The sequence below is a fragment of the Vibrio sp. Vb1574 genome, from assembly GCF_033338675.1.
In genome coordinates this window covers 64,900-89,958 of the sequence record NZ_JAWOTC010000011.1, presented here as the reverse complement: position 1 = coordinate 89,958, position 25,059 = coordinate 64,900, and the positions used below count along the sequence as shown (strand labels likewise).

23 protein-coding genes are annotated in these 25,059 nt (G+C 45.3%); 13 read left to right on the top strand and 10 right to left on the bottom strand.

Going from position 1 to position 25,059, the window contains the following annotated elements:
- Positions 1-113: 113 nt before the first annotated feature.
- The 10 genes from R7O12_RS10350 to R7O12_RS10305 form a co-directional block, all read right to left on the bottom strand.
- Entirely contained in the window at positions 114-1,583 is a 1,470-nt protein-coding gene (locus R7O12_RS10350) for a protein adenylyltransferase SelO (RefSeq protein WP_318125801.1), read from the bottom strand.
- Between the two features lie 176 nt (positions 1,584-1,759).
- Entirely contained in the window at positions 1,760-2,572 is an 813-nt protein-coding gene (locus R7O12_RS10345) for a sugar transporter (RefSeq protein WP_318105000.1), read from the bottom strand.
- Positions 2,573-2,744: 172 nt separating this feature from the next.
- Positions 2,745-5,729: a M6 family metalloprotease domain-containing protein gene (locus tag R7O12_RS10340; protein WP_206970933.1), complete on the bottom strand. Its 2,985-nt coding sequence runs from the start codon at positions 5,727-5,729 to the stop codon at positions 2,745-2,747.
- Between the two features lie 360 nt (positions 5,730-6,089).
- Positions 6,090-7,457 (bottom strand): TrkH family potassium uptake protein, encoded by a 1,368-nt coding sequence (locus tag R7O12_RS10335; protein WP_005388288.1) that lies wholly within the window; start codon positions 7,455-7,457, stop codon positions 6,090-6,092.
- The gene (locus R7O12_RS10330; protein WP_318125800.1) at positions 7,454-8,116 is read right to left on the bottom strand and encodes a TrkA family potassium uptake protein; all 663 of its coding nucleotides are present in this window, start codon (positions 8,114-8,116) and stop codon (positions 7,454-7,456) included. The genes R7O12_RS10335 and R7O12_RS10330 overlap by 4 nt, the downstream gene beginning before the upstream one ends.
- A 250-nt stretch (positions 8,117-8,366) precedes the next feature.
- On the bottom strand, positions 8,367-9,575 hold the full coding sequence (locus R7O12_RS10325; protein ID WP_005382264.1) for a DEAD/DEAH box helicase: 1,209 nt from the start codon (positions 9,573-9,575) through the stop codon (positions 8,367-8,369).
- A 99-nt stretch (positions 9,576-9,674) separates the two neighbouring features.
- Complete coding sequence (locus R7O12_RS10320; RefSeq protein WP_085569947.1) at positions 9,675-10,415, bottom strand: transglycosylase SLT domain-containing protein; 741 nt, start codon at positions 10,413-10,415, stop codon at positions 9,675-9,677.
- A gap of 210 nt (positions 10,416-10,625) precedes the next feature.
- Complete coding sequence (locus R7O12_RS10315) at positions 10,626-11,870, bottom strand: NAD(P)/FAD-dependent oxidoreductase (RefSeq protein ID WP_206970930.1); 1,245 nt, start codon at positions 11,868-11,870, stop codon at positions 10,626-10,628.
- Between the two features lie 7 nt (positions 11,871-11,877).
- Entirely contained in the window at positions 11,878-12,945 is a 1,068-nt protein-coding gene (locus R7O12_RS10310; RefSeq protein ID WP_053307501.1) for a class I SAM-dependent methyltransferase, read from the bottom strand.
- A 27-nt stretch (positions 12,946-12,972) separates the two neighbouring features.
- Positions 12,973-13,371 (bottom strand): hypothetical protein, encoded by a 399-nt coding sequence (locus R7O12_RS10305; RefSeq protein WP_205390764.1) that lies wholly within the window; start codon positions 13,369-13,371, stop codon positions 12,973-12,975.
- Positions 13,372-13,447: 76 nt separating this feature from the next.
- On the opposite strand from R7O12_RS10305, the gene R7O12_RS10300 reads away from it, so the two are divergent.
- The 13 genes from R7O12_RS10300 to R7O12_RS10240 are packed head-to-tail and all read left to right on the top strand — an operon-like array spanning position 13,448 to position 25,055.
- Complete coding sequence (locus R7O12_RS10300; protein ID WP_017819930.1) at positions 13,448-14,176, top strand: beta-ketoacyl synthase chain length factor; 729 nt, start codon at positions 13,448-13,450, stop codon at positions 14,174-14,176.
- The gene (locus tag R7O12_RS10295; RefSeq protein ID WP_005388305.1) at positions 14,173-14,940 is read left to right on the top strand and encodes a lysophospholipid acyltransferase family protein; all 768 of its coding nucleotides are present in this window, start codon (positions 14,173-14,175) and stop codon (positions 14,938-14,940) included. Before R7O12_RS10300 ends, R7O12_RS10295 begins: the two co-directional genes overlap by 4 nt.
- Before the next feature lie 13 nt (positions 14,941-14,953).
- Positions 14,954-15,214: a phosphopantetheine-binding protein gene (locus R7O12_RS10290; RefSeq protein ID WP_005382278.1), complete on the top strand. Its 261-nt coding sequence runs from the start codon at positions 14,954-14,956 to the stop codon at positions 15,212-15,214.
- Positions 15,215-15,229: 15 nt separating this feature from the next.
- Positions 15,230-15,487: an acyl carrier protein gene (locus R7O12_RS10285; RefSeq protein WP_025766966.1), complete on the top strand. Its 258-nt coding sequence runs from the start codon at positions 15,230-15,232 to the stop codon at positions 15,485-15,487.
- The gene (locus tag R7O12_RS10280) at positions 15,487-16,047 is read left to right on the top strand and encodes a hypothetical protein (protein ID WP_170897199.1); all 561 of its coding nucleotides are present in this window, start codon (positions 15,487-15,489) and stop codon (positions 16,045-16,047) included. The genes R7O12_RS10285 and R7O12_RS10280 overlap by 1 nt, the downstream gene beginning before the upstream one ends.
- A 4-nt stretch (positions 16,048-16,051) precedes the next feature.
- The gene (locus R7O12_RS10275) at positions 16,052-17,452 is read left to right on the top strand and encodes an AMP-binding protein (protein WP_170897200.1); all 1,401 of its coding nucleotides are present in this window, start codon (positions 16,052-16,054) and stop codon (positions 17,450-17,452) included.
- Positions 17,453-17,462: 10 nt separating this feature from the next.
- Positions 17,463-17,831 (top strand): 3-hydroxyacyl-ACP dehydratase, encoded by a 369-nt coding sequence (locus tag R7O12_RS10270; RefSeq protein WP_042523997.1) that lies wholly within the window; start codon positions 17,463-17,465, stop codon positions 17,829-17,831.
- Complete coding sequence (locus tag R7O12_RS10265; protein ID WP_161441403.1) at positions 17,824-19,530, top strand: glycosyltransferase family 2 protein; 1,707 nt, start codon at positions 17,824-17,826, stop codon at positions 19,528-19,530. The genes R7O12_RS10270 and R7O12_RS10265 overlap by 8 nt, the downstream gene beginning before the upstream one ends.
- Positions 19,514-21,067 (top strand): histidine ammonia-lyase, encoded by a 1,554-nt coding sequence (gene hutH, locus R7O12_RS10260; protein WP_047102876.1) that lies wholly within the window; start codon positions 19,514-19,516, stop codon positions 21,065-21,067. The genes R7O12_RS10265 and hutH overlap by 17 nt, the downstream gene beginning before the upstream one ends.
- On the top strand, positions 21,067-21,513 hold the full coding sequence (locus tag R7O12_RS10255; protein ID WP_054702228.1) for an acyl-CoA thioesterase: 447 nt from the start codon (positions 21,067-21,069) through the stop codon (positions 21,511-21,513). Before hutH ends, R7O12_RS10255 begins: the two co-directional genes overlap by 1 nt.
- A complete protein-coding gene (locus R7O12_RS10250) occupies positions 21,513-22,133 on the top strand; it encodes a LolA family protein (protein ID WP_017819935.1) in 621 nt (206 codons plus the stop codon). Before R7O12_RS10255 ends, R7O12_RS10250 begins: the two co-directional genes overlap by 1 nt.
- On the top strand, positions 22,105-24,447 hold the full coding sequence (locus tag R7O12_RS10245) for an MMPL family transporter (protein ID WP_318105012.1): 2,343 nt from the start codon (positions 22,105-22,107) through the stop codon (positions 24,445-24,447). The genes R7O12_RS10250 and R7O12_RS10245 overlap by 29 nt, the downstream gene beginning before the upstream one ends.
- The gene (locus R7O12_RS10240) at positions 24,444-25,055 is read left to right on the top strand and encodes a DUF3261 domain-containing protein (RefSeq protein ID WP_318105014.1); all 612 of its coding nucleotides are present in this window, start codon (positions 24,444-24,446) and stop codon (positions 25,053-25,055) included. Before R7O12_RS10245 ends, R7O12_RS10240 begins: the two co-directional genes overlap by 4 nt.
- The last annotated feature ends 4 nt before the right edge of the window (positions 25,056-25,059 follow it).

Sequence of the window (25,059 nt, the reverse complement as noted above, 5' to 3'; positions counted from 1 at the left end):
GTTAAAATTTATATGCATTTCAATAAATTAACACAGTCCATTAACATGAATCCGAAGTGTAACGAGTGAATTCCACCCAAGAAAAAGATACAAATGGGTGGAAAATGACCCACTTATGAAGAACAGCTTATCTCCATTTTTTTCCCCCATTCCGGCGGCAATTTCGCATAACCATCAAACTCGGGTTGCTCATCAAATGGGCGTTTTAACAGTTCGGCCAATCGGTGTAATTCGCTAAAGTCCCCTTCTTCCGCTTTATCAATCGCCAACTGAGCCAAGTAGTTACGCAAGATGTATTTGGGATTGGCTTGACGCATCTGTTTGCAACGCTGTTCGGTTGAAATCAGGCCCCCTAGTTCATCAACCTCTAGTTCACACCGAGCTAAATACAGATCAAGCCAAGCTCGCGCTGCTTCTCGGTCGAGAAATAAATCGATTACGGCTTGGGAAGGCGCATTATCAAGGTTTGAAAGTGTTCTGAAGAAGCGAGTGTAGTCCGTTTTATTCTGGTGAAGAAGCTCAAACATAGCTTCAAACAAACGCCCGTCTTCCGCTATCTTAGTTTTTAAGCCCAACTTCTCACGCATGACGCGGCTGAACTGCTGGCTTAAATGAACTTCAAATTGACTCAACGACGATTCTAAATCTTCTCGTTCAACGAGTGGCGATAACGCATGCGCCAGTGCTGACAGGTTCCAAAGCGCAATTCTAGGCTGTTGATCAAATGCGTAACGACCCTGGTAGTCTGAATGATTACAAATGTATCCCGGCTCATAATCATCAAGAAAGCCAAACGGACCATAATCAAAAGTTTGCCCAAGAATTGACATGTTATCGGTATTCATCACGCCATACGCAAAACCAAAAGCTTGCCAATATGCGATCATCTCGGCTGTTTTAGTCACGATGGCGTCAAACATCGCGGCATATGGTTTCTCCGCCGATGCACAATCAGCAAAGTGCCACTCAATCACCTTATCCGCCAACAGCTTCTGCTCTGCTAACTGGTTGGTGTAAAAGAAATGCTCAAAGTGACCGAATCGAACATGGGTTTCAGCCATTCGAAGTAACAAAGCGCCCGATTCCGTTTTTTCTCGATAAACAGGTGTATCACTGACCATCATACCGAGAGCACGTGTCGTGGGAACCCCAAGGCCCGCCATGGCTTCACTGCACAGGTACTCACGGATAGTCGAGCGTAATACCGCTCGCCCATCCCCCATTCGCGAGTAAGGCGTTAGCCCTGCACCTTTGAGGTGAAGATCAAACCAAGTACCATCCTGATGCTCAATTTCTGCCAACAGTAATCCACGTCCATCGCCCAAATCTGGGTTGTAAACGCCAAACTGATGGCCTGCATATTTCATCGCAAGAGGACGAAATTGTTCGAATTCACTTAGCCCAGAAAAAACCGCCAATAACTCATCGTTTTGCTCTGCTGGTAAACCAAACTGCTGTGCAAACTCACCATTCCAAGCGACCCAGCGAGTGTTGTCCAAGGGTTGTGGCTCGACCAACGTATAGAACGCTGACGGTAATTGACTAAAGCGATGGGTGAAATTGACCCGTTGCCAAATGGACATGTAGGGTTCCTTAATAAAAAGAAGTACTGTTGTGAGTATACGTGTGAATGTCCCTGTCATTCAGCCATGAAATGGACATGGGTATTTTGCGTGAATAACGCGAAGGCGGCAGGAAGGTATCAACCTGCCGCAGACCATCTCCTAAACGGAGGTATCATGTAAAAACGATCAAAGGGTTAAGCGGAAAATTCTTCACCCGTTTTTGGTGGCTGTGATGGCGTATCAAAACGAGCGCGTTCGATATCCACTACCGTTTTATAGCTCAACGATAACAATGCCAGCTGGTACGCGCCAAAAATACCATAGGCCACACCGACGAGGCTCAACATAAAGAGATTCGTAAAGTGGCTAAAGATCAGCTGACTGAGCAAGCCCGCACCCAATGGAATTAGTCCCATCAAAATGAATACTTGTTTGTTGTATGGTCTGCTCTGGTTCCACGAACGACGCAAACTGCGCGGCTGATGATCCATTGCAGTCGCTGGCAACACAAATGACCATCGCGCCATTACCCAATAGCCAGGAATGCTTGCAATCGTTGTGATAATAGCCATAGCAACAAAGTCGGCTTCACCACTTTCTGCAATGTAGATAAACGACAACACAAAGATCGGGATACCAATAACGAGCATCATCATCAGTCCAAACAGTATCCACCAGCCTATGAAACGGAATTCTCGAGCTGACAAACGAAATACATCCAACGCCGAGTGCATGTAATCGCCGACTAAATAAATTCGATGCACACGCACAGCCGCCATAGCGGCAACAAGTGGGTACAAAATAATTGTGACGAAATAAAATCCTGAGACATTGCCTTCTTGAACGTTCGCTTGATCTTGCCCCGTCATTTCAGGATACATAAAAGCAAAAATTGAGTGCACGATAATCAACGGAATACAAGCAATAACAATTGCGAGTAGATTCCTTCTGACCATCACTGCCGCTTCTCGGCATATTTCCGAAACAGAAAAGCCCTCGATAGACATATAACATCCTTAGTTCATAAAAATCGGCCCCTAGGGTAACCGCAGAGTAGAAAAATCGCTTTAAAAATAATGAGAAACACATCTCACAAGATAATGAGAACGAAACCAAAATAAATCAGATAAAAAATAAGCCACTCAATGTGAGTGGCTTATACCGCAATTCAATACCGTTTTAGACGCGACGTCGCCAGCCTAATGTTGCAAGTAACATCAAAGCCCAATAAGAAACACTGCCGCTACCTTCAGAGTTCTTGAATGTCGTTGTCTTCAAAGAAGCAACAACCGTCACGATAACTTCACCCGTAGCAGTGGCACCATGACCGTCTGAAACCGTATATTGCAGCTTGATGCCGTCAGTAGGGCTATCCGGTGCTTGAAAACGGATTTTGCCATTCTCTACACTCGCACTTCCCACACCCGTTACGTTCTGTACACTTTCTACAACCAGTTTATCGCCGTTCACATCCGAATCATTGCTCGCTGCATCAATCAGAATACTTTCACCAACGGCAACGGTCGCCGTATCTGCAAGCGTAAGTGGCGCTGCGTTTTTCATGGTTAAATCGACGGTAGCACTGGACGTTTCATTACTAGGATCAGTCACGGTTAAACGGAATGTCAGAACCTCACCAGCTTTTGCACCTTGAGGCACCGTAAAGCTTGTGCTAACACTGGTTGCATTGCCAAGAGAAACTGAAGTGCCAGCCAACTGCTCCCATTTATAACTCAACACATCACCATCAGCATCCGTACTATTTAACGCAGACAACGTGACTCGCTGCCCAACCGTCATGTCTTTATTATCAACATCAATCACAGCCACTGGCGCTTCGTTGCTGCCAAGCACTTCCACCTGCACATTCACGATTGAAGATGAGTACGCACCATCAACCGACAACAAACGATATTGGAAAGTGTCCAGACCAACGAAGTTAGCTTCAGGTTGGTACTGGTTGCCAGAGATGGTGCCGTGCTCAGGCTTCTGCACAATGTCCACATTGAACTGATACCCTACCGCCATGAAATCATTGTCCATCAGGTTCAGTTTGATTGGCGTATTTTTATTGGTTTGTAACGAATCAGATTTCGCTTCAACCAAGTTGCTCGCATCCACATTCAATAATGCTGCAAACGGAATATAAGAGAACCCGGCTTTTTCTAGACCAAACGTGCCAATCTCACTGTAATCACCAGTCCACATTACAGGTAGAGAGGCTTTTTCAGTTTTTAGCAAGCGACCGAAATCAAAGTTTGCATCAAATTGACCGCCTTCCAATTCAACGACCAATAAATGCTGACCCGCACTCAATTGGCTTGGTTGGGGGAATAAAATTCGAGATGACTTTTGGAAGTTACCTTGCTGTAAAAGCTCAGCGTTGTTTTGATTCAATATTAATCGATAGCCAATGTTTCCAGAAAATGGGAATCGCCAAACTCGATAAGTCATGTCACTTTGAGCGCTATCTCTTTGCGCGTAAAGTTGAAGACCATCAAGCTCTGTATCACTATTCAAGTCCAGTGACACCGCCAGAGTGTTACTCCCACTCGCGTACACATAACCTTGGTGAAGAGAGTTCAGCCATGCTGATTTATTTGGTTCGTTTGTATGCTCAAGAGAAAAGCTACCGCCGTTGGTGTTGCTGGCAATGTTGGAAATACGAACCCCAGTATCAAACCCTGTGATCGCTCTCAGACCCGGGGTCGATGTATCTGAAATGACATCGCCACCATTAGGGTATAAATCGTCAGCGTCACTCCTACCATCATTTTCTAACTCATTCAGACCATCAGCCTGCATGATTTGAACCTGCATCGCGCCAACATCATTAAAGCGGTTCTGGACATTGACCGACGTCGCTAGGATACCTTCAGCCGCCAATGCTCGGTCGTAACCGCTAAAGGTGCGATTTTCCAAGTAAATACGTGGACCAAACTCTTTCAAGTACGGGTCGAGATACACCAGCTTGACATCGTCGTTGTTCACAGAAATAGGCGCTGGACTTTCATGAGTTACCGTTGGTACAACAAAACCAGCAGCGTGTTTGCTCCATGCACTCATGTTCACCGGAGTGTCACCAGCGTATGAATCTCCCGGTTTCTGCGCCCATGAACCGCCACCCATCACGCCCCAAGAGCCAATCGAGGCATCACTGTTCCTTGCGTACAAATCCGGTAAGCCAAGCATTAAGTGACCAAGCTCGTGTACGATCACGCCCAACGTCGCTTGATGATCAACTTGATAGTCAGCGAACACACAATAGTCTGTGATCTTTTTACCATCTAATGTGACATCATTGTGAGAGAATTTGTGCGGCCAAATCGCAGGACGGTTGAGAACCCCTGTTGAACGATCACCCCCCGCAAAAATAAACATGACAGAGAGTTCTGACGGTTCTACGGTACCATTTTGATTGCTGTCGTAGGCCGAAAGATTAAAGTATGGATCCAGTTTTTGATAAGCCTCGGTGAAAACCGCATTCAACTTGGCGGTGCATGTCTTATCAGTCGAACTAGAGTGACAGTTAGGGTGGCTTTGTGCCACAGTCACATCTATCACACCGTCATTGGCGGTGCCGTAACTCTCAAGTGCAGGAACAACTTTGAATTTACCTTGAGAGTTTTTATCAAAGTAATCCACAACGCTTTGACCATTGGTATTAAATACGCGTTGCTCAAAATCATGCACCATTGCTTGGTCATCAAACGAAACTTGCACAACCAATAGGGGCTGCTGCTTCACCGTTGAACTGCTCATCGCCTGGTAACCTTGCGCCGAACGCAGTAGGTTTTTTCGTGCCATCGGCTCAATGGTTTTTAGAGAAGATAATTGCGGTTTAACTTGTAAATCCGGGCGAAACTTCGCCGACTCAGGTGGCTCACTCGACTGCGTTTTCACCACACCTGTCGAGATCAATATTGGCGTGTCTGACTCGCGCTGAATCTGCGCGAAAAACCAAACGCCGTCTTCCTGAAGTAAGGCATTGCCCTGCTTATCTTCAAACCAGTGGAAATCTGCCGTTCCACGTAGAATTGCCTCACTGGAGCTACCATCGCTCAACGCAATAGTATGCCAAACCGGCGATGGCGGAGTAGTTGCCATGCTCTTCCCTGCAAGAAGCGCAGTTAGCATAGCCATGGCGAGTGTGTTGAATTTCAAAGTACGACTCCATCTTTTCGATTCGTTCATTCATACCAAGCACAACAAACACAAAGTAACCCTATGGGCATAGAGTAAGACTGAGTGACTATTGACGAAGGCTGGTATCAATTCGCTCAGATAACACGACGTAGTTTGGTGTCACACTACAAAAGCGTCGGATTCCAAAACGCTGTTATGAGCGTAGCTTCTGAGAATATAAATTGAGTGAATGAATAGTATCGAAACGAAAGGAAGAAGAAATGAACTTCTACGAATTTGTAGGTAAAACTGGGCAACATTCCACATATTCTATAAATGTACGAGCACTGCTATTAATCAATGCTCGTAATGGTCGCGCGGCCATTGTTTAACGCTATATTAACCTGTAAGAACGGCGTCTTCTGGGTATTTGACCAAGGTAGGTTCAGGACGTGCCAACATGTAGGCAAGCGTGAGCGGCCCAATACGACCAATGATCATCACCACGATCATAATGTATTTACCAGGTTCAGAAAGTTCCGCAGTCAAACCGGCGGTGAGCCCCACTGTGGCAAATGCGGAAATGGTTTCAAACATAACCTTATCAAAGCTGGCCTTCTCGGTAAGCATCAATAAAAACATTGCGCTTGTCAGGATGGCTCCGCTCACAACGATAATTGCCAATGACTTAGTCACAGTTTGCCAATTTATGGTTCGCTTAAACATAACCACATGTTTCTTTTGGCGTAAAAAGGTCCACGTAGCCATAAACGCAACAGCAAATGTGGAAACTTTAATACCGCCCCCCGTTGAGGTGGAACCCGCTCCAATTAACATCAGAACAATCATGACCAGTAAGGCTGGCTGGGTAAACAACGCCAAGTCAACACTATTAAACCCTGCCGTTCGAGCACTCGCAGATTGAAAGAATGCCGCCAACCATTGCCCTGTTGCAGGTAAAGACGCCATTGTGTTTGGGTTGCTTCGCTCAAGTAACCAAAACATCATCGTTCCGACTAAGAGCAATATCGGTGTCGCAATCAGCATGATTTTGGTGTGAAGATGCAAAAAGTGGAAACCTTTGCGCCAGTTTAGCCAGATGTCACCCACAACAGTAAAACCAAGCCCGCCAAAAATGAATAGCCCCGCCAGTGTAAAGATAACCAACGGATCATTCACAAAGCTCATCATACTGTCAGAAAACAGCGCGAACCCAGCGTTGTTAAATGCAGAAATTGCATGAAACAAGGCGTAAAACATACCAGTCTGCCAGCCCATTTCAGGGACCCAGCGGATAGAGAGAAAAATAAACCCGATCGTTTCTGCAACAAGCGCGAAAACAACAATCCGCTTTACTAGTCGGTTTAGATTGACTTGCCGATCTTGCCCTAATGCTTCTTTCGCCAGCGCTTGTTGACGCAAACTCAAACGCACGCCGAACATATAGAGTAAGACCGCCGACAACGTCATCTGCCCCAACCCACCGATTTGCATTAAAAACATCAGCAAGATTTTACCCGCAAGCGTAAAGTGTTGCCCAGTATCGACAACACCAAGCCCTGTCACACTAATAGCGGACGTTGCGGTAAACAAAGCATCCGTTATCGACAGGCCCGTAACAGAAAAAACTGGCAAGGTTAGCAATACCGCAGAAGGCAGTAAAACACCGAGAAAACTGAGCAATATAATTCGCGGTTCGTTGCCTTTCGCTTTCTCTTGTTTACCATCTGGTGCGTAAAAAACACCTTTCTGATGAAAATACGTCATAGCGATTTTAATTTATTTGCGAGCGCATCTTGAGGGCCGACCACAATAATTAGGTCACCAATTTCTAGTGTGGTATTAAGGTCAGGTGCCTTGGTAATTTCTGGGCCCCGTTTAAACCCTAGCACTTGCACGCCATCGACTTTGCACAGAGCCAAATCACTTAGTGTCTTACCCATCCAACGAGAGCCAATCACAAACTCCGTCATAGCTAAGCCACTGCCTAATGGGTGGAACTCAAGAACCCGTTTATCGAGCATTTTACGCGCGACACGTATCCCCATGTCACGCTCAGGCATGATAATGTGGTCTGCGCCAATTTTTTGCAGAACACGAGCTTGGAAGCGGTCGTTGGCTTTAACCCATACTGACTTTACTCCCGCCTCTTTAGCAATCAATGTCGCAAGAATACTGGCATTGACATCCGCTCCGATGGCAATCATCACCATGTCGTAATCATCAAGTTTGAGCTCAGCAACCGTCTCTTCGTGAGTACAGTTAGCCACAACCGCCTGACTAACATAACTGGCGGCTTCTTTAACTCTGTCTTCGTTGATGTCAACGGCTAAAACTTGAGCGCCTGAATCTTGTAACTCTTTACACACTGCCAAACCAAATCGGCCAAGACCAATAACGGCGAATTGCTTATCACCTGTTTTCATTTGTGCCCCATCTTATGCATTCATTAGCAAGCAAAAAAGTTTGCGCCCATTCCTTACCTTGTGCAAACCTGCGGACAGATAATTGACAAAAGCTTAACGCACCTTGATTCACTTTACGTGTTAAGCGTATGACACTGATTAACTTTTTTCCTCATTACCGAATAGAAACCGTCGCGATGGCTACATAATTGGATGCTTAAAAACGCAAAAAGCCGCAAGAATGCGGCTTTTAGATCATGGGATAAACTGGCTATTTTGATTCGCGCTTATCGTGCGGTTTACGTTTATTCTTAGGCACGTAATTTAAAATTGAAATTGGTACTGGCTTTCTTGGCGCAAAACCTTCAATTTCCACTCGCTCTAGCAAGTGCCCTAAACGACTTTCAATCATGCAGAGGTTCTTAAAGTCGTCTTTTGAAACCAGTGATATCGCCTCACCTTTCGCGCCAGCACGACCTGTACGACCAATACGATGTACATACTCATCCGCTGGGTAAGGTAAATCGTAGTTGATGACAACTGGCAGATTATCAATATCAATACCGCGCGCAGCAACGCCGGTTGCGACTAAGTACTGGATTTCACCCGCTTTAAACTTTTCTATTAATTCCTGGCGAACACGCTGATTACGGCCACTGTGGAATGCTTCTGCCACAATGCCACGTTTCTCAAGTTGGCTTACCAGTTTGGCTGCGCCGTGTTTAGTTTCAATAAATACCAGTACTTGCGACCAGTCATTTTCTTTAAGCAAGTGACTTAACAGCGACGACTTCATGTCTTTATCGACGGTCGTGATCCACTGTTTAATATTTGATTTTGAGGCACTGTGCTTTGCAATCGTGATCTCTTCAGGATCAATAATCGCATTTTTCGCCAAGTCACGAACAGGGTTAGATAACGTCGCTGAGAAAAGCAAACTTTGCACATGTTCTGGCATACAGTCGACGATTTTGTCGATCGCATCGATGAATCCCATATCCAACATTTTGTCGGCTTCATCAAGCACTAGCATTTCCACTTCATCAAAGTGAATCGCGCGTTGACCGTACAGATCAATCAAGCGCCCAGGCGTGCTTACCACAATATCGACACCCTCGATCAAGGCTTGTTTTTGTGGTGCATAATCCACACCACCAAACATCGCCATTGAGCGTAATGGTAAGTTTTTACCATAAGCTTCAATACTTTGATGAACCTGAAGCGCAAGTTCGCGTGTTGGCGTTAGGATAATCGCACGAGCGCGTTTTTTACGTTGCGTTTCGCCTCGACTAAGCTTTTCTAAGATTGGCAGAACAAAACTGGCCGTTTTACCTGTGCCCGTTTGCGCTGCTGCAATTAAATTGCGGCCACGCAATACGATTGGAATGGCTTTTTGTTGGATAGAAGTGGGTTTTTCATAACCTAGCGCTTTTACTGCATCAGCAATCGATGCGCTTAAACCAAGCTTAGAAAATGGCATAGAAAGGTCTCAACAGAGGAAATGGGCGCGTAGTGTATCAGAATCCCCGTGAAGTAACAGAAGGATTCATGCGCGAAAAACTAGGAACATGATACAATCTTAGCCCAGGAAATTGGGCTGCAAACCTTTTTCTAATTTTTTCCTCACTTTGTAGGAAACATCATTAAGCGTGATTTTCCCCGTTTTGTGGCGGTCGATACCTGCATTCTGTCGATAGGCAATTGAGCCTTGTCTGAACAAAACGAAAGACGGCGGTTTACCAATCGCAGCAGGGTAGAGAATGGCCATGTAAGCATCTTCTAAGCTATTAATTTTATTTCGATAGGGCCAATAGTACGCTTTCACATAGTCAAGTTGTTCAAGCGCGCCCATTCTCGCAAGAGTCTTTGTGTTCACTCCTAATGACTCTGCGGTAGAGGGCATAAATTGAATTAACCCTGTAGCCCCGCTTCCGGAACCATTTTTGATGCTTGGACTGAAAGTTTCAGCAGTTTCAAATGCCATGCACGCCATAAGATGATTAGGATTGATCTTTAGCTCTTTACTAATACGGATGACTTTAGATTTGAACTCTGGAGAAACTTTACCTCCCCACGCTACCGCGTTCTCGGGATCTGCAATCGAAGAGACCGTTGATGCGTCATGTTCTTCGACAATTTTAGAAAGTAGAGGAAGCGTTTGGCGTAGTCGATGGCTCGAACTCACCAAGCGAATTGATTTGGTAAGAAACTTGTCTTTTTTTTGGTGTAGTTTTTGGAACTTTACTAACTTATACAGTTGCTTATAAACCGTTTTCACAACGAAGCCAGATGTAGGGAACACTCCCAGAATGTAATCCATTTCCTACAAATTTAATATAAATATCAGCAATAGGAATTCTAGATGTGATCAATGTCACCATAAGAATTCTCAAATTCGATACACACCGATGTAAGTGGTCAATGTGTCTCCAACACGCTAGAAGTAAAAGTAAAGAGGCATTAAAAAGGTCTTACCAATTTTTTGGTAAGACCTAGGTTTACTGATTCTCGGATAAGCGAATGTATATTCTTACAGTTCAGCTTCCCGAACCAGTTCTGCAAGCGTCGACAAACGCTGCTCACTTTGTTTTACGTAAGGATTATTCGTATCCCAAGCATATCCAGCCAAAATCGCACTAATCATCTGTTTAATACGTGGGTTCGGGTTTTGATAGAAAATCACATCTTGCAACATGCCGTTGTACCAGCCTTCCACATAAGTGCGGAATGTGTTCACTCCCACCATTAAGCGTTGCGAGTACTCTTCTTGCCAATCAACCTTTTCACCATTCAGCTGACGAACCACGCAGTCCGCTGCAAACTCTGCCGATTTCATGGCGATAGTGACACCCGATGAAAATACAGGATCAAGAAACTCACCTGCATTACCAAGCAACGCGTAGTGCTCTGTCGCTAAACGTTTGACGTTAGCAGAATAGCCACCCAACTCGCCTGCTGGATTCGGGTAATTCGCGTTTCGCAATAAAGCAGCCAAACCCGGCTCTTCATTGGCTAACTGCTGCAACGCTGCAATCTTATCTTCTGGGTATTGTTCGAAAAATTCTGGCTCACCCACCACACCAAACGAACAGGTACCATTAGAGAATGGGATTAGCCAATACCATACGTCGTGATTTTCAGGATGAACTGAAATTAAAATTTTGTTGCGATCGTATTCCGGCTCTTGGGGAGAGATATGATCTTCGATATGGGTAAAGATCGCTTTTCTAGGCGGAAGACAAGAAGGTTCTTCTAGCTCCAACAAGCGTGGCAAAACACGCCCAAAGCCACTTGCATCCAGCACAAAATCTGCTTCGATTTGATAAGCCTTCTTATTTGAGTCGAGCACTTCTAATCGAGACTTTTTCCCTTCAAACACTAGGTTGAGCAGCTCATGCTGATAACGAATCTCTACGCCTTGCTCTTCAGCGCTATCTGCCAATACTTTATCAAAGTTGGCACGTTGAACCTGAAACGTCGTGCCCGGTCCTGGTGTGTATTTGTTTGTAAAGTCGAACTGGGTGTATACGCCATTACGACGAAATGCAGCACCATCTTTATACTGGAAACCAAACTGCTTTACTGCATGAGTCATTCCTGCTTGTTCAACAACTTCCATACATGCAGGGAGTAGGCTTTCTCCTATGGAAAAACGTGGAAAAGTCGCTTTTTCTAAGACAACAACATCTATGCCACGCGATTTTAATAACGCAGAAACGGTTGAACCTGATGGCCCCGCTCCTACGACAACAACTTGCTTGAGCTCTGTTTTCATTCTGAATTTAGTTTGCTTGTAGTTTTAATAAGGTATGACCAAGGCCAATATTGTCGGTTCTTTCAACGACAGATAAACCTGCCGCTTCGACAATTTCTAAGAAATCATCACTGCGATAAAAGCGACTATTACCGTTAGCTAAACAGGTAAAATAAAGAGAAGTGGCATTAAGGCTATAGGAAGCTCCCGCGTATTTTTGAGCATCCCAAAACAGCTCCAATACGTAAATAGTATCTCCCTTCGTTAACTGGGCTTTAACTTTTTTAAGGATATTGAGGATCTCAATTGGGGAAAAGCAATCCAAGAACTGGCTCATCCACCAAACGTCAGCATGCTCCGGCAATGTTTGTGCTTTATCAAGCATGTTTGCAGGGTATGGACGTACACGCTCGACGAACTGGTTTTCTGAAACATTCTTCATCGCTACTTCTAATTGCTGTGGTAAATCAACAATCGTCACTTGAACGTCAGGGTCATGTTTACAACACTGAATCGCCCATTTTCCCGTATTTCCGCCAATATCCACAAGATGCTTTGGCTTGCTTGCAAATACTTCTTTAAGCAGAAGTGGGAACGAGCGATCCGAATAGAAATGATCGAACTTAAACCAGCTCTGTTTGGCTTGTTCTGGTAACGTCGATAGACCTTGATAAATGGTCTCCCAATTGCCCAACTCTTTCAAACCTGACGGTTTACCTTCTTGAATTGCTTCCGTCAAATGCATCATCGCGGCGTAACAAACATCTGCCGTAAAATCCATGTTTGCATTCGTCATACCATCATGAAGAAGGTAAAAACCAAGGTTTGCAAGCGAATAGTTAGGTCGTTCCCATAAAACAATATGCGCACTAATCGCCATATCCAACAGTACTTTAACACCATATTCTGATACTCCCGTTTTCTCGGCAATATCTGTGGCACTCATGCCTTGAGCGCCAGCGCTGTCTAAAGCGGCTAAAATACCTAAATCTCGAAGCGTTTTGGCGGTCTGGAACACGATTGGTGCAAAAGATAACTTCTGAGCTTCTGTCTTCGCTTCAAAAGCATTAAAAGGGTCATTATTTTGATTTAACACGGAAAAACCTAACTGCAATTAATAGTTTTATTGTTGAGATTGATTGCCCAACAATGCAATAGCTCGCTGAATATCAACATTCAAGTTGTTTACCCAACGATTGTAATTGCGGTGGATTTTGCCATCACTTGCTTTGAGATTTACTGAGTTGAGATAAATAATTGAGTAATATTTATTATTGTATGGGATTTTTACTTCTGCAGAGTGGTTACGAACGTGGATTTTTGCAATAAGAACACCAGGGCTTACTTCTTCGATCGTCCAGCCTCGGTTAGTTGCTGATTGCACTATGGCCATTTTTACTTGTTTATTTTGAAGATCATAAGCAACTGGAGTATCCTCCACATTCATTACAGGTTGTACTCGTCCACAACCAACAAGAAGCAAAGTTAATAATAACGAGACATACAGCTTAAAACGCGACATGATAATTTCCTTTTTATTGTGAATTTGGGTCAACCCCAATTTGTATCGAGCTGTAAAATAAACAATTTAACCCAATATGCCAAACTCGAAGATCAACATTTCGTTCAATATTGATGCGTGGACAGCGAATTCATTCGGTTTATCCGAATCCAATGAATGGAAACAATGGGCAACAGAGATAAAATGGCCAGAAGATGGCAAAATCAATGTTGCAAATATTCCTGCGATGATGCGCAGAAGAATGAGCCCACTCAGTAAACTGGCGGTACAAACTGCAATCGAAATGCTTAATCAACATCAAGTTGATTACCTTGTATTTTCAAGCCGTCATGGTGAACTGCATCGCAGCGTCGCACTAGTTGAAGATATAATTAATGGAGAAGAGGCGTCTCCGATGGCTTTTTCTCAATCGGTGCACAATACCGCCGCAGGGCTTGCCACTATCGCAACTAAACAACCCATTCCCCTAACTTCTATCGCTGCGGCAGAAAACACATTCCAAAGCGCAATATTAGAAGCATGGCTGTTTTTGTCCGACAATCCTGACAAAAAAGTACTGCTTGTTGATTTTGATGAGCCTATGCCTGACTCTTATTTAGAATATGAAAACCAACAATACCAAGGGTTTGGACTTGGCTTAATACTTTCTCATGGAGACAAGTTCGCGATACAAAGCTCCATAAACGCAGAACGTTCCGGTCATCCTCTTCCTCAAGGTTTAGTATTTTTGCAACAATACTTGTTAGATAAAAGCCAGTGGACTATTTTCGCTCCGCAACAAGCTTGGGAATGGCACAAAAAATGACTCGCTTAAATCAGTATTGGCGTGTGCTAGCAACAGGCTTTTGTTTTTCAGTATTTGGGTTAGGTGGTTTAGTACTGAGTTTCATTGTTATTCCGACCATTCGTATTTTTGTTTCAGACCAAACGGAACGCGAATATAAAGTTCAGGGTGCGATTCGATATTCATTCAACACATTTTGTAAATTGATGAAGCTAAGTGGCGCAATCGATTATCAAATTATTGGTGCCGATATTCTTCAACAAGATCGTAATTGTTTAATTGTTGCCAACCACCCTAGTTTAATCGATTACGTTCTCATTGCTTCACAATTAAATCGCTGCGACTGTTTAGTAAAATCGGCAATATGGTCGAATCCTTTTATGAAGCACATCGTAAAAGCAGCCGGATATATTCCCAATGAAGCACCGGATGATTTATTAGCACTTTGTGATGAGCGATTTAACAAAGGCAACGTGTTGCTTATATTTCCTGAAGGAACAAGAACAACACCAGGTGTAGAGCCGAAATTACAACGCGGTGCAGCACAAATTGCGGTAAGAACAGAACGAGATTTAAGAGTTGTCCATATTACGGTAACGCCAAGTTTCCTCACAAAAGAGAAAAAATGGTATCAAGTACCGGCAACAAAGCCCTTTTTCAGGGTTGAAGTTAAGGATAAAGTTGAGATTACCCCCTTTATAAAGCAAACTACGTCGCCGACAATAGCGGCGCGACGCTTACAACAGCACCTAGCTGAAAACATTTTTCCAGAAAACTTTTATTAATAAGCAGGTCCCAGTGGAACAGTTACACAACGACATTAAGCAACTTATTATTGATGCTTTAAACCTTGAAGATTTAACCGTAGATGATATTGAAACGGATGCACCACTTTTTGGTGATGGACTTGGCTTAGATTCTATCGACGCGCTTGAGCTTGGACTCGCAATAAAAAAACAATACAACATCGTTATTGATGCCGACGACTCAAATACGCGCGAACACTTTGCGTCTGTAGCAAATCTAGCGAAATACGTTTCTTCTCAAACTAATGAATAAGTTGTAGGTATATTCATGACTGATGTAAATAAAGATCAAGTATTTGAACAAGTTAAAGATGCGCTTGTTGAGCTGTTCGAAATTGATGCAGCCGACATTCAATCAGATGCGCACTTATACCAAGATCTCGATCTTGATAGCATTGACGCCGTTGATTTGGTCGTACACCTACAGAATGTCACTGGCAAAAAAATCAAGCCGGCAGAGTTTAGTACAGTAAGAACCGTCGACGATGTGGTTAACGCTGTTACTGAGTTATTGAAGGAAAGTTAATGCGCCAATTGCTGACTGGTCTGTCTGCAATTGTACTGTTTGCCTACCCCTTCGCCGTCTATTTCGGTATAGATAAATTTGGCTTGAACTTGGTTGGGGGCTTGTTAATTGCTGCGTTACTTTTGCGTGTTTTCGTCGCAAATAAGACCCCACTAAAAGAGTTTAAGTTCTTGGCGCTCGTTACGGGCGCTGTTGGCATTGTCCTAATTACGCTTGGCATGGTGTTTAAACAACATGGGTGGCTTCAGTTTTACCCTGTCGTTGTCAATGTATGTATGCTGTGTGTATTTGGACTGAGCTTAAAACAGCCGCAATCGATCATAGAGAGGCTTGCTCGCTTGCAAGAACCCAACCTTCCGGCTAGTGGTGTGGCTTACACTCGCAAAGTGACGATGGTTTGGTGCGCCTTTTTTACGCTCAACGCTGCCGTTGCACTCTATACCTGTTTCCTACCAGTAAAAATATGGACGCTTTATAACGGCCTCATCAGCTACTTACTTGCTGGTGGCTTGTTCGCTGGAGAATGGATCGTGCGTCAATTTGTTCGAAAGGAACACTAATCGTATGAATACAACGTATTCGAGCTTTACCTCCCTTGCGACCTTGTTCATCGCAGAGAGGTCTGAGCAATCCCCAGTCTCTTACGATCGCGACACGGTTATCACGTGGGGTGATTTCCAGCAGCACGTCGCAACACTTGCTCAGCAGTTAGAAACCCAACCAACGCAAAACATTGCGTTGTGTTTTGGCAACAGCTACCTGTTTGCCGTTGGCTTTTTTGCTTGTTGTTATACAGGAAAATCCATTGTATTACCTGGTAATTACCAACTAGAAGCACTCAAAGAGCTCAGTGAGCACTACGATTTGTTGCTGCATGATGCCGATGTCTCGGTTCCAGAATTGGTGAGCTCGCTTTTGATCGAAGCTCAATCATTGCTAGAAACCACCGTGATTAACGAGCCAGAGGCCAAACAACCTTATTTTTGGCGTGAATTAAACCTGGCAGAAATACCAGTAACGCTATTTACTTCGGGTTCAAGCGGCACACCAAAAGCCATTGCAAAAACGCTGAAACAGCTCGATATCGAAGTTTCTATTCTAGATAACCTATGGGGCGACACGGTTGCCAGCACACGCGTTGAAAGCACCGTTTCTCATCAACACATTTACGGCTTGCTGTTCCGCGTATTGTGGCCTTTGTGCTCTGCACGTCCATTTTCAGCACACAACCTTGAGTTCCCAGAGCAAATTGTCCATCACGCTGATGCTGACACCACGCTAGTAAGCAGCCCTGCGTTACTAAAACGACTCAGTGAAGAGCACAATCCGGTTGCGATTCGGTGCGTATTTTCTTCTGGTGGTCCCTTGCCAAACCAAGCCGCGAAGCACAGCCAGCTGTTGTTTGGGTCACTTCCTATTGAGGTTTTTGGCAGCACAGAAACCGGAGGCATCGCTTACCGTCAGCAGCACGAAGCCAGTACTCCCTGGACGTTATTCCCTGGTGTTGAAGCCGAGCTTAACCATGAAAATTGTTTAAAGCTCCGCTCGCCACACATTGATGAAAACACTTGGTACCAAACTGCGGATGAATGCTATTTCCATGATAGTATTTCTTTTGAATTGCGTGGACGCACTGACCGAATCGTCAAAGTCGAAGAAAAGCGTATTTCCCTTGTCGAGGTGGAAAAACGTTTAGAGCAATTGCCGTGGGTTCAAGAAAGCGTGGTGATCCCAATGGAAGAATCTGGTCGCCTCACGTTAGTCTCGATCATCGTACTTAACGATCAAGGCAGCGATGTGCTTAATGAACTTGGTAAAGGCAAATTTTGGCTTGAGCTTCGCAAGGCACTGCGCAATTGGCTAGAACCGATCGCTATCCCGAGAAAATTCCGAGTGGTCGACGAAATTCCATTGAACAGCCAAGGCAAACGCCAAGTTGCTGAAATTGAAAAACTATTCCAATAAAGCTAGTAACATGGAAAAAAGAAAACCAACTATTCAGAATATTGAAGTGAGTGACCATACCGCGGAGCTGTCGCTGCGAGTGGATGCTGACATCTTAGATTTCCAAGGTCATTTCAATCACTTCCCTCTTTTACCCGGCGTCACTCAAATTGATTGGGCGCTGTTCTACGCCGTTCAACATTTGAATACTCCCAAGGTATTTAAAGGAATGGAAGTCATCAAATTTCAAGAGCCGATTCTGCCAAACGCCGACGTTTGCCTCTCACTCTCTTGGGACAATGAGCGCGAGAAATTGACCTTTAAGTACACATCGACAAACGGTGAAACCTTGGTGACTCACTCTTCAGGCAAAATGAAACTGGGTGAGTCACGTGAGTGATTACCGTCCCTGCTTTTTAATTCCTTGCTACAACCACGGCAGCACAATTGCAGACGTGGTGGCATCGTTATCCTCTTTCGCTTTGCCAGTGCTGGTCGTGGACGACGGCAGCAATGAAGACACCAAACAAGCGCTTTCTGCTTTGAGTGAACAAGGGCTGATAAAACTGATTAGTTTGAGTGAAAACCAAGGCAAAGGTGGCGCGGTGATGGCAGGCCTACATCAAGCTCACCAACTTGGTTTTACGCACACCATTCAAATCGACGCAGACGGTCAACACGACCTAGAAGCATTGCCGAAATTGCTCAGCGCCAGCGAAACAAAACCAGATAACCTGATTTCGGGCCAACCGATATACGACGAGAGCGTACCTAAATCCCGTTTGTATGGTCGCTACGCTACGCACGTGTGGGTGTGGATAGAAACCTTGTCACTGTCTATCAAAGACAGCATGTGCGGTTTTCGCGCCTACCCAGTGGCGAAAACGGTCGCCGTGTTGAACAAGTACAGTATCGGCAAACGCATGGATTTTGATATCGAAATTCTAGTGCGAATGTACTGGGAAGGCGTCGACATTGATTTTGTTCCAACGCGCGTGATCTACCCTGAAGGTGGCATTTCCCACTTCGACGCATTGTGGGATAACGTCAAGATAAGCTGGATGCACACTCGCCTATTTTTTGGCATGTTGCCGCGCATTCCTTCGCTACTCGCCAGAAAGCGCCAAAACACAGATGACAGTAATGCCCACTGGTCGAAACGAAAAGAACAAGGCACGATTTTAGGCATCAAAACCTTACTCGCGGTTTACCGCTTGTTCGGCAGAAAAGCGTTTGACCTGATTTTAAAATTAGTCATGCGCTACTACCACTTCACGGGTAAATCTGCCCGTGAAGCGTCTGAGATTTACCTGCAAAACTTGCAGTACTACGCAACGCAGCAGAGCATCGCACTACCAAAACAGTTGGACAGCTATCATCATCTGCTTTCTTTTGGGCGAACCATGCTCGACAAACTGGCAGCATGGCAAGGTGACTTTAACGTCGATAACCTAACCATTCACGGCCAGCATCATTTCGAAGAGATGGCGCAGAAAAAACAAGGCGTGCTCATTTTAGGCTCGCACCTTGGCAATATCGAACTCTGCCGTGCGCTTGGTCGTCGACACTCTCATGTCAAAATCAATGCCTTGGTATTTACCCAACACGCTGAACAATTTAATGCGGTAATGAAGGCGGTAAACCCAAATTCGGAACTGAATCTGATTCAAGTCAGCTCAATGGGACCAGACACCGCGATTCTGCTTCAACAAAAAATCGAGCAAGGCGAATGGGTGGTGATCGTTGGCGATCGCACTTCCACCAGCAAAGAAAATCGTGTCGTTTGGGCAGATTTTCTTGGTAAACCTGCACCATTCCCGCAAGGCCCATTCATGCTAGCCTCGGTATTAAAAGCGCCGGTTTACTTACTCTTCGGCCTACGCGACGATGAAGCGAACACTCCGCATTTTAATGTGTACTTTGAACACTTTAGTGACCAAGTCACGCTACCACGCAAGGAGCGTCAGCAGGCACTAGAACGCGTTGTTCAACAGTACGCACAAAGATTAGAACACCACACACTGCAAGCGCCGTTACAGTGGTACAACTTTTTTAACTTCTGGACTTTAAGTAATCAGCCACATGACAAACAACAATAATCACAACATCACTTTTGGTGCCCAATCTTTAACCATCGAAGATGTCGTTGCCATTGCTCAAGGTGCAAAGGCACACATGAACACCTCGCCAGAATTTACCGCGAAAATTGATCGTGGCGTGGCGTTTCTGGAACGATTACTGAAGGAAGAAGGCGTTATTTACGGCGTGACCACGGGTTACGGCGATTCATGTACTGTGGCAATTCCACCCGCTCTTGTGGATGAACTTCCGTTGCACCTTACACGCTTCCATGGTTGTGGCTTAGGTCAAATCCTTTCTCATGAGCAAGCTCGTGCGGTGCTGGCAACACGTTTATGTTCATTGTCACAAGGCGTATCTGGCGTGTCTCACGATCTGTTGAACCAAATCGTTACGCTTATCAACCACGACATTGCGCCGCGTATTCCACAAGAGGGCTCGGTGGGCGCAAGTGGCGATTTAACGCCTCTGTCTTACCTAGCGGCGACCTTAATTGGCGAACGTGAAGTGCTTTACAAAGGTGATGTGCGACCAACACAAGAAGTGTTTGCAGAGCTGGGCATTGAGCCAATTCGCCTAAAACCAAAAGAAGGTTTGGCGTTAATGAACGGTACATCCGTGATGACGGCCCTCGCCTGTCTTGCCTACAAACGTGCAGAATACCTAGCGCAGCTTTGCACCAAGATTACCGCGATGGTCTCTGTGGGTATGCAAGGTAATGACTTCCACTTTGATGAAGCGTTGTTTGCGGTAAAACCTCATCCTGGTCAACAGCAAGTTGCGGCTTGGCTGCGTGATGATCTCAATGCTGAGCGTCCGCCACGCAATAGCGACCGACTGCAAGATCGTTACTCGCTGCGTTGTGCGCCACACGTCATTGGCATGGTGCAAGACTCACTGCCTTGGCTACGTCAATTGATTGAGAATGAACTAAATAGTGCCAACGACAATCCAATCATCGATGGCGACAATGAGCGCGTTCTGCACGGCGGTCACTTCTACGGTGGTCATATCGCAATGGCGATGGATACGTTGAAAGTGAACATTGCCAACTTAGCTGATTTGCTGGATCGTCAGATGGCGCAATTGATGGATTACAAGTTCAATAACGGCCTGCCGTTTAACTTAACCGGTGCAGAAGGCGAGCGTAAACCGATCAACCACGGCTTTAAAGCGGTTCAGATTGGTATCTCAGCTTGGACGGCAGAAGCGTTGAAAAACACCATGCCAGCAAGCGTTTTTTCTCGCTCAACCGAATGTCACAACCAAGACAAAGTGAGCATGGGCACCATCGCGGCTCGTGATTGCTTACGCGTACTTGAGTTAACAGAGCAAGTTGCTGCGGCTTCACTCCTAGCAAGCGTTCAAGCGGTTGAGATTCGTCGCCGTCATAACGAATTGGACGAACACCACATGAGTCAGAGTTTGCGAGTAATTCGTGACGCCGTACTGAGCGAGTTTGAATTTGTGATTGAAGATCGCCCATTGGAACAAGATTTGCGTCATTTCATTGAACGCATTCAGCAACGTCATTGGCCACTCTACGCGGAGGTATAATGCAAGAGCAGGTTCTCTACCCATTAGAAGCGGAGGTGACTATGGTCACCTCATTCCAAGATGCTGACCCGATGGGCGTGATTTATCACGGCAACTTCTTTCGATATTTTGAAGAAGCGCGTCGTGTGCTGATGGAGAAGCTCCAATACAGCTATCGCGATATGCAAGACTCTGGGTACATGTGGCCGATCATCGATACGCGCGTTAAATACGTGAAGGCGATTCCGTTTAATCACACCATTCGTATTACCGCGCAACTCACTGAGTGGGAAAACCGCTTACGTGTGGATTACGTGATTTACGACGCCGAAACGAATCAACGTATGTGCAAAGCGCATACAACTCAAGTCGCTGTATCCATTGAAAAGCAAGAGATGTGCTTTGTTTCTCCGGCAATCTTTTTAGATAAAGTAGAGCAATGGCACAACCATGGGAGCCTGAACTAATGCAAAAGTGGTTACTCTCTTTTTTGTTGATATTTTCTGTTCCAGCACTGGCCACACCGACAGCAAACGTAACAGATTTGGCGTCGCTTCAACAGCAGTTGTCTCAGCATGAAATCGTGCGCGGAGATTTTACGCAGCAGCGTCATCTGGAAATGTTCAGTCAACCTCTAACCTCTAAAGGTCAGTTCACACTGAGCAAAACACATGGCTTGTTGTGGCAACAAACAGAACCTTTCGCAGTCAATTTGGTATTGACGGAAAACAAACTTCGTCAAACTTTTGCCGACCAAGCACCGAAAACGATCTCTGCACAAGAAAACCCAATGGCGTTCTACTTTAGTCATGTGTTTTTATCCGTGTTCCACGGGGATACTTCTGCACTGCAAGAACAATTCACACTCGATTTTTCAGTTGAGAACAATCAGTGGCAGCTCGTTTTAGTGCCCAAACAGTCACCATTAAATGCGGTGTTTAAAGCCATCACCCTTTCCGGTAAAACGCATATTGATCGCCTAACCCTGCAAGAGCTGCGCGGCGATAAGACCGAAATCACGTTTACAAACCAGACCTCTCTACCTCAGGAACTCACGGATGCCGAAGACGCTCAATTCCGTTTCTAAACTCAGTCTTGGCACTCACACCTTTGCTCTGGTTTGGCTCAATCTCGTTGTTTTAGCGGGCGCGTTGCTACTCAAACAATGGGTTTGGAGTGCAGAATCTCCGATTGAGACCAACATTTTAAAACTGCTGCCGAAGAACCAACAAAACCCGGTGGCTGAGCAAGCCTTTGAGTCGGTCTCGGCAAGTATGAGCGACAAAGTCATTTTCGTGATCACAGCGCCGGACAAAAATGCCCTTTTTGCAGCGGCCGCTGAATTTGATAAGGGGTTACGCCAAAGTAATCATTTTCGCGATGTCGTGGGGAAAATCTCACCTCAAGAACAGCAAGCTTGGGCGAGTTACTACTTTAAGCACCGCTTCCAATTGCTGACGCCTGAACAACGAGAGCGTTTAAGCCAAAATCCAGAACAGCAAGTGCAGCATGTGATTCAGTCGCTGTACAACCCGTTTTCTGGAGTGACCGGGCAAGAGTTACAAAATGACCCTTTCTTGCTATTTCGTGATTATTTAAGCCAAGTTACCCAGCAATCGTCCTCTTTCCGATTGGATAACGGCTATCTGTCCGTCGAGAAAGACGGTGCTCAATACTTGCTTATTACTGCCGAGCTAAAAGACTCACCTTATAGCCTAACTGGGCAGCTTGCCGTCCCTGACATTCAAGCGCTAGAACAAAGCGTCGCGCAGAAATATGGCGCTGAAGTCGCACATACTGGCGTTCTATTTTACGCCGACTTTGGTACGCAAAGTGCAAAATCGGAGATCAGTACCATCGGTGTGTTCTCTCTGCTCGGTATCATTGCATTGTTCGTATTGATCTTTCGTAGTGTGGTGCCACTGTCTCTCGCACTGCTTTCCATCACCATTGGTTTGCTCGTTGCGTTGTCAGTGACAACGTGGATTTTTGGAAAAGTCCATCTGTTCAGCTTAGTGTTTGGCGCAAGTTTAATCGGCGTGTCTATCGACTACGCATTCCACTACCTAACGGAACGTCTTGCGGCGGGAAATGAATGGGATAGCGAGCAAGGGTTAAAGCATATTTTCATAGCGATCACACTGGGCTTAATCACCAGTTTGATCGGCTATTTGGGCATGTTGGTGGCACCGTTTCCTGGTTTGCAACAGCTTGCGCTGTTTTCATCCATTGGTCTGATTGCCGCTTACATCACCGTGGTGGCTTGGTATCCGATACTGGCTCGTAACCCATCGCAATCCATTTCGAACTTACCAGGACAATCATTGTTGGCGAAATGGTTAACGCTTTGGAATCAACCTCGAATTAAAGTCGGATTACCGATGTTATGTGTGGTTGCGAGTGGCTTTTTCTTGCTGCAATTGAACTACGATGACGACATTCGTCTACTGCAAACGATGCCGAACGATCTCAAGCAGCAAGAAACCTTGATTACGACGCTTAGTGGCATGCAATCTTCGCAGCAAATGTTGGTCATTACCGCAGACGATGACGAAAACCTAATGAAAAAGCTGGAGTCTTTGACGCCAACTTTAGAAGCGTGGAAAGCGGACAGCACCATCGAAAGCTACCAGAGTCTGAGTCGCTACTTGAGCTCAGTGGAACGTCAGCAACAAGACTATCAATTGATTCGCGATCTTTACGCGACACAATCCAGCCCACTTGCATCCGGGCTGGGCTTAAGTAAAAAGCCCAAAATGGACACCGACTTTATCCCTGTTACGGTTGAGCAGTACTTGCAAAACCCGGTATCAGCGCCTGTACGTTTTCTTCATTTGGGTAAGATCAAAGGAAAATCGGCAACGGTTGTGGTGTTAAACCAATTGCAAGACTCCGCTGTTGTTAAGGCATTTGCTAAATCACAGTCTGATGTTGTCTACCTAAACAAAGCAGAAGAAATCTCCGCCCTATTTGGTGAATACCGAATCAAAATCATGGAGCTATTGGTAGCCGCCAGTGCTGTGATCTTTCTGGTATTAATCAAGCGGTACGGTCTGCAACACAGTTGCCGAGTTTTACTGCCATCATTGATTGCTTGCGCCTGCGGTCTGGCAACTGCTGTCGCGATGGGAACAACATTAAACCTGTTCAACTTGCTTGGCTTGGTGCTCATTCTTGGTATAGGGATCGATTACACTCTGTTCTTTGCCGAGAAAGCCCGCAGTGTGAGCACACTATTGGCGATCACCCTTTCGGCAATGACCACTGTGTTGTCATTTGGATTGCTGTCACTCAGCCAAACTCACGCGATTCACAGTTTTGGCATTACGGTGTTAAGTGGTATTTTTGTCGCTTGGCTGCTCTCTCCGATTGCAATTAAAACAGAGGAAACGACGTCATGATTTTCAATCACGCCTTTCGCTGCGCGACGTTATTCGCACTGAGCCTGTTTTTAAGTGCATGCAGCTTGGTCCCTCACCAATCGACGCCTCAGGTCGACATTGCCGAGCACACCCAAGTTAGCTTGCCCACTCCCGCAAGCTTGGGCTATCAGTTGTCTGCCAGTCAGTTAATTACGGCTTCTTGGGCAATAGATGGTAAAACCAAATCTGAGCAACTTCCGGTACAACTGCAAGTGATCAACAACGAAGTGGTGCTGGCAGGCTTCTCATCCTGGGGGACGAGAGTACTCTCACTGTCTTACGATGGAGAACAAATTCAAACCGAAGTGCTCAACGGTTTACAAGGTTCGCTACCGCAGCCAGAACAGGTATTATTTAACCTGATGATCACGCTCTGGCCGAGTTCCGCTTGGGAAGGATCGTTAAATGAGGTAAGGTGGCGAATTATTGATAAAAATAATTCTCGCGCCATCTTTGATAGCGACGGTGAAAAGATCATTGAGATTCACTACAGCTCTTCTAACAAGTTAGAGGGTAAGGTTGATTTTCACCACCTCAAGCATCAGTTTTCAATTTCTATTCAAACACTGCAACATCAGATTAATTAAGAAC

Excerpts from the sequence above, each read along its gene's own strand:
- R7O12_RS10350 (WP_318125801.1), bottom strand. The coding sequence starts at position 1,583 with ATGTCCATTTGGCAACGGGTCAATTTCACCCATCGCTTTAGTCAATTA.
- R7O12_RS10345 (WP_318105000.1), bottom strand. The coding sequence starts at position 2,572 with ATGTCTATCGAGGGCTTTTCTGTTTCGGAAATATGCCGAGAAGCGGCA.
- R7O12_RS10335 (WP_005388288.1), bottom strand. The coding sequence starts at position 7,457 with ATGACGTATTTTCATCAGAAAGGTGTTTTTTACGCACCAGATGGTAAA.
- R7O12_RS10330 (WP_318125800.1), bottom strand. The coding sequence starts at position 8,116 with ATGAAAACAGGTGATAAGCAATTCGCCGTTATTGGTCTTGGCCGATTT.
- R7O12_RS10325 (WP_005382264.1), bottom strand. The coding sequence starts at position 9,575 with ATGCCATTTTCTAAGCTTGGTTTAAGCGCATCGATTGCTGATGCAGTA.
- R7O12_RS10320 (WP_085569947.1), bottom strand. The coding sequence starts at position 10,415 with ATGGATTACATTCTGGGAGTGTTCCCTACATCTGGCTTCGTTGTGAAA.
- R7O12_RS10315 (WP_206970930.1), bottom strand. The coding sequence starts at position 11,870 with ATGAAAACAGAGCTCAAGCAAGTTGTTGTCGTAGGAGCGGGGCCATCA.
- R7O12_RS10305 (WP_205390764.1), bottom strand. The coding sequence starts at position 13,371 with ATGTCGCGTTTTAAGCTGTATGTCTCGTTATTATTAACTTTGCTTCTT.
- R7O12_RS10300 (WP_017819930.1), top strand. The coding sequence starts at position 13,448 with ATGCCAAACTCGAAGATCAACATTTCGTTCAATATTGATGCGTGGACA.
- R7O12_RS10295 (WP_005388305.1), top strand. The coding sequence starts at position 14,173 with ATGACTCGCTTAAATCAGTATTGGCGTGTGCTAGCAACAGGCTTTTGT.
- R7O12_RS10285 (WP_025766966.1), top strand. The coding sequence starts at position 15,230 with ATGACTGATGTAAATAAAGATCAAGTATTTGAACAAGTTAAAGATGCG.
- R7O12_RS10280 (WP_170897199.1), top strand. The coding sequence starts at position 15,487 with ATGCGCCAATTGCTGACTGGTCTGTCTGCAATTGTACTGTTTGCCTAC.
- R7O12_RS10275 (WP_170897200.1), top strand. The coding sequence starts at position 16,052 with ATGAATACAACGTATTCGAGCTTTACCTCCCTTGCGACCTTGTTCATC.
- R7O12_RS10270 (WP_042523997.1), top strand. The coding sequence starts at position 17,463 with ATGGAAAAAAGAAAACCAACTATTCAGAATATTGAAGTGAGTGACCAT.
- hutH (WP_047102876.1), top strand. The coding sequence starts at position 19,514 with ATGACAAACAACAATAATCACAACATCACTTTTGGTGCCCAATCTTTA.
- R7O12_RS10255 (WP_054702228.1), top strand. The coding sequence starts at position 21,067 with ATGCAAGAGCAGGTTCTCTACCCATTAGAAGCGGAGGTGACTATGGTC.
- R7O12_RS10250 (WP_017819935.1), top strand. The coding sequence starts at position 21,513 with ATGCAAAAGTGGTTACTCTCTTTTTTGTTGATATTTTCTGTTCCAGCA.
- R7O12_RS10245 (WP_318105012.1), top strand. The coding sequence starts at position 22,105 with ATGCCGAAGACGCTCAATTCCGTTTCTAAACTCAGTCTTGGCACTCAC.
- R7O12_RS10240 (WP_318105014.1), top strand. The coding sequence starts at position 24,444 with ATGATTTTCAATCACGCCTTTCGCTGCGCGACGTTATTCGCACTGAGC.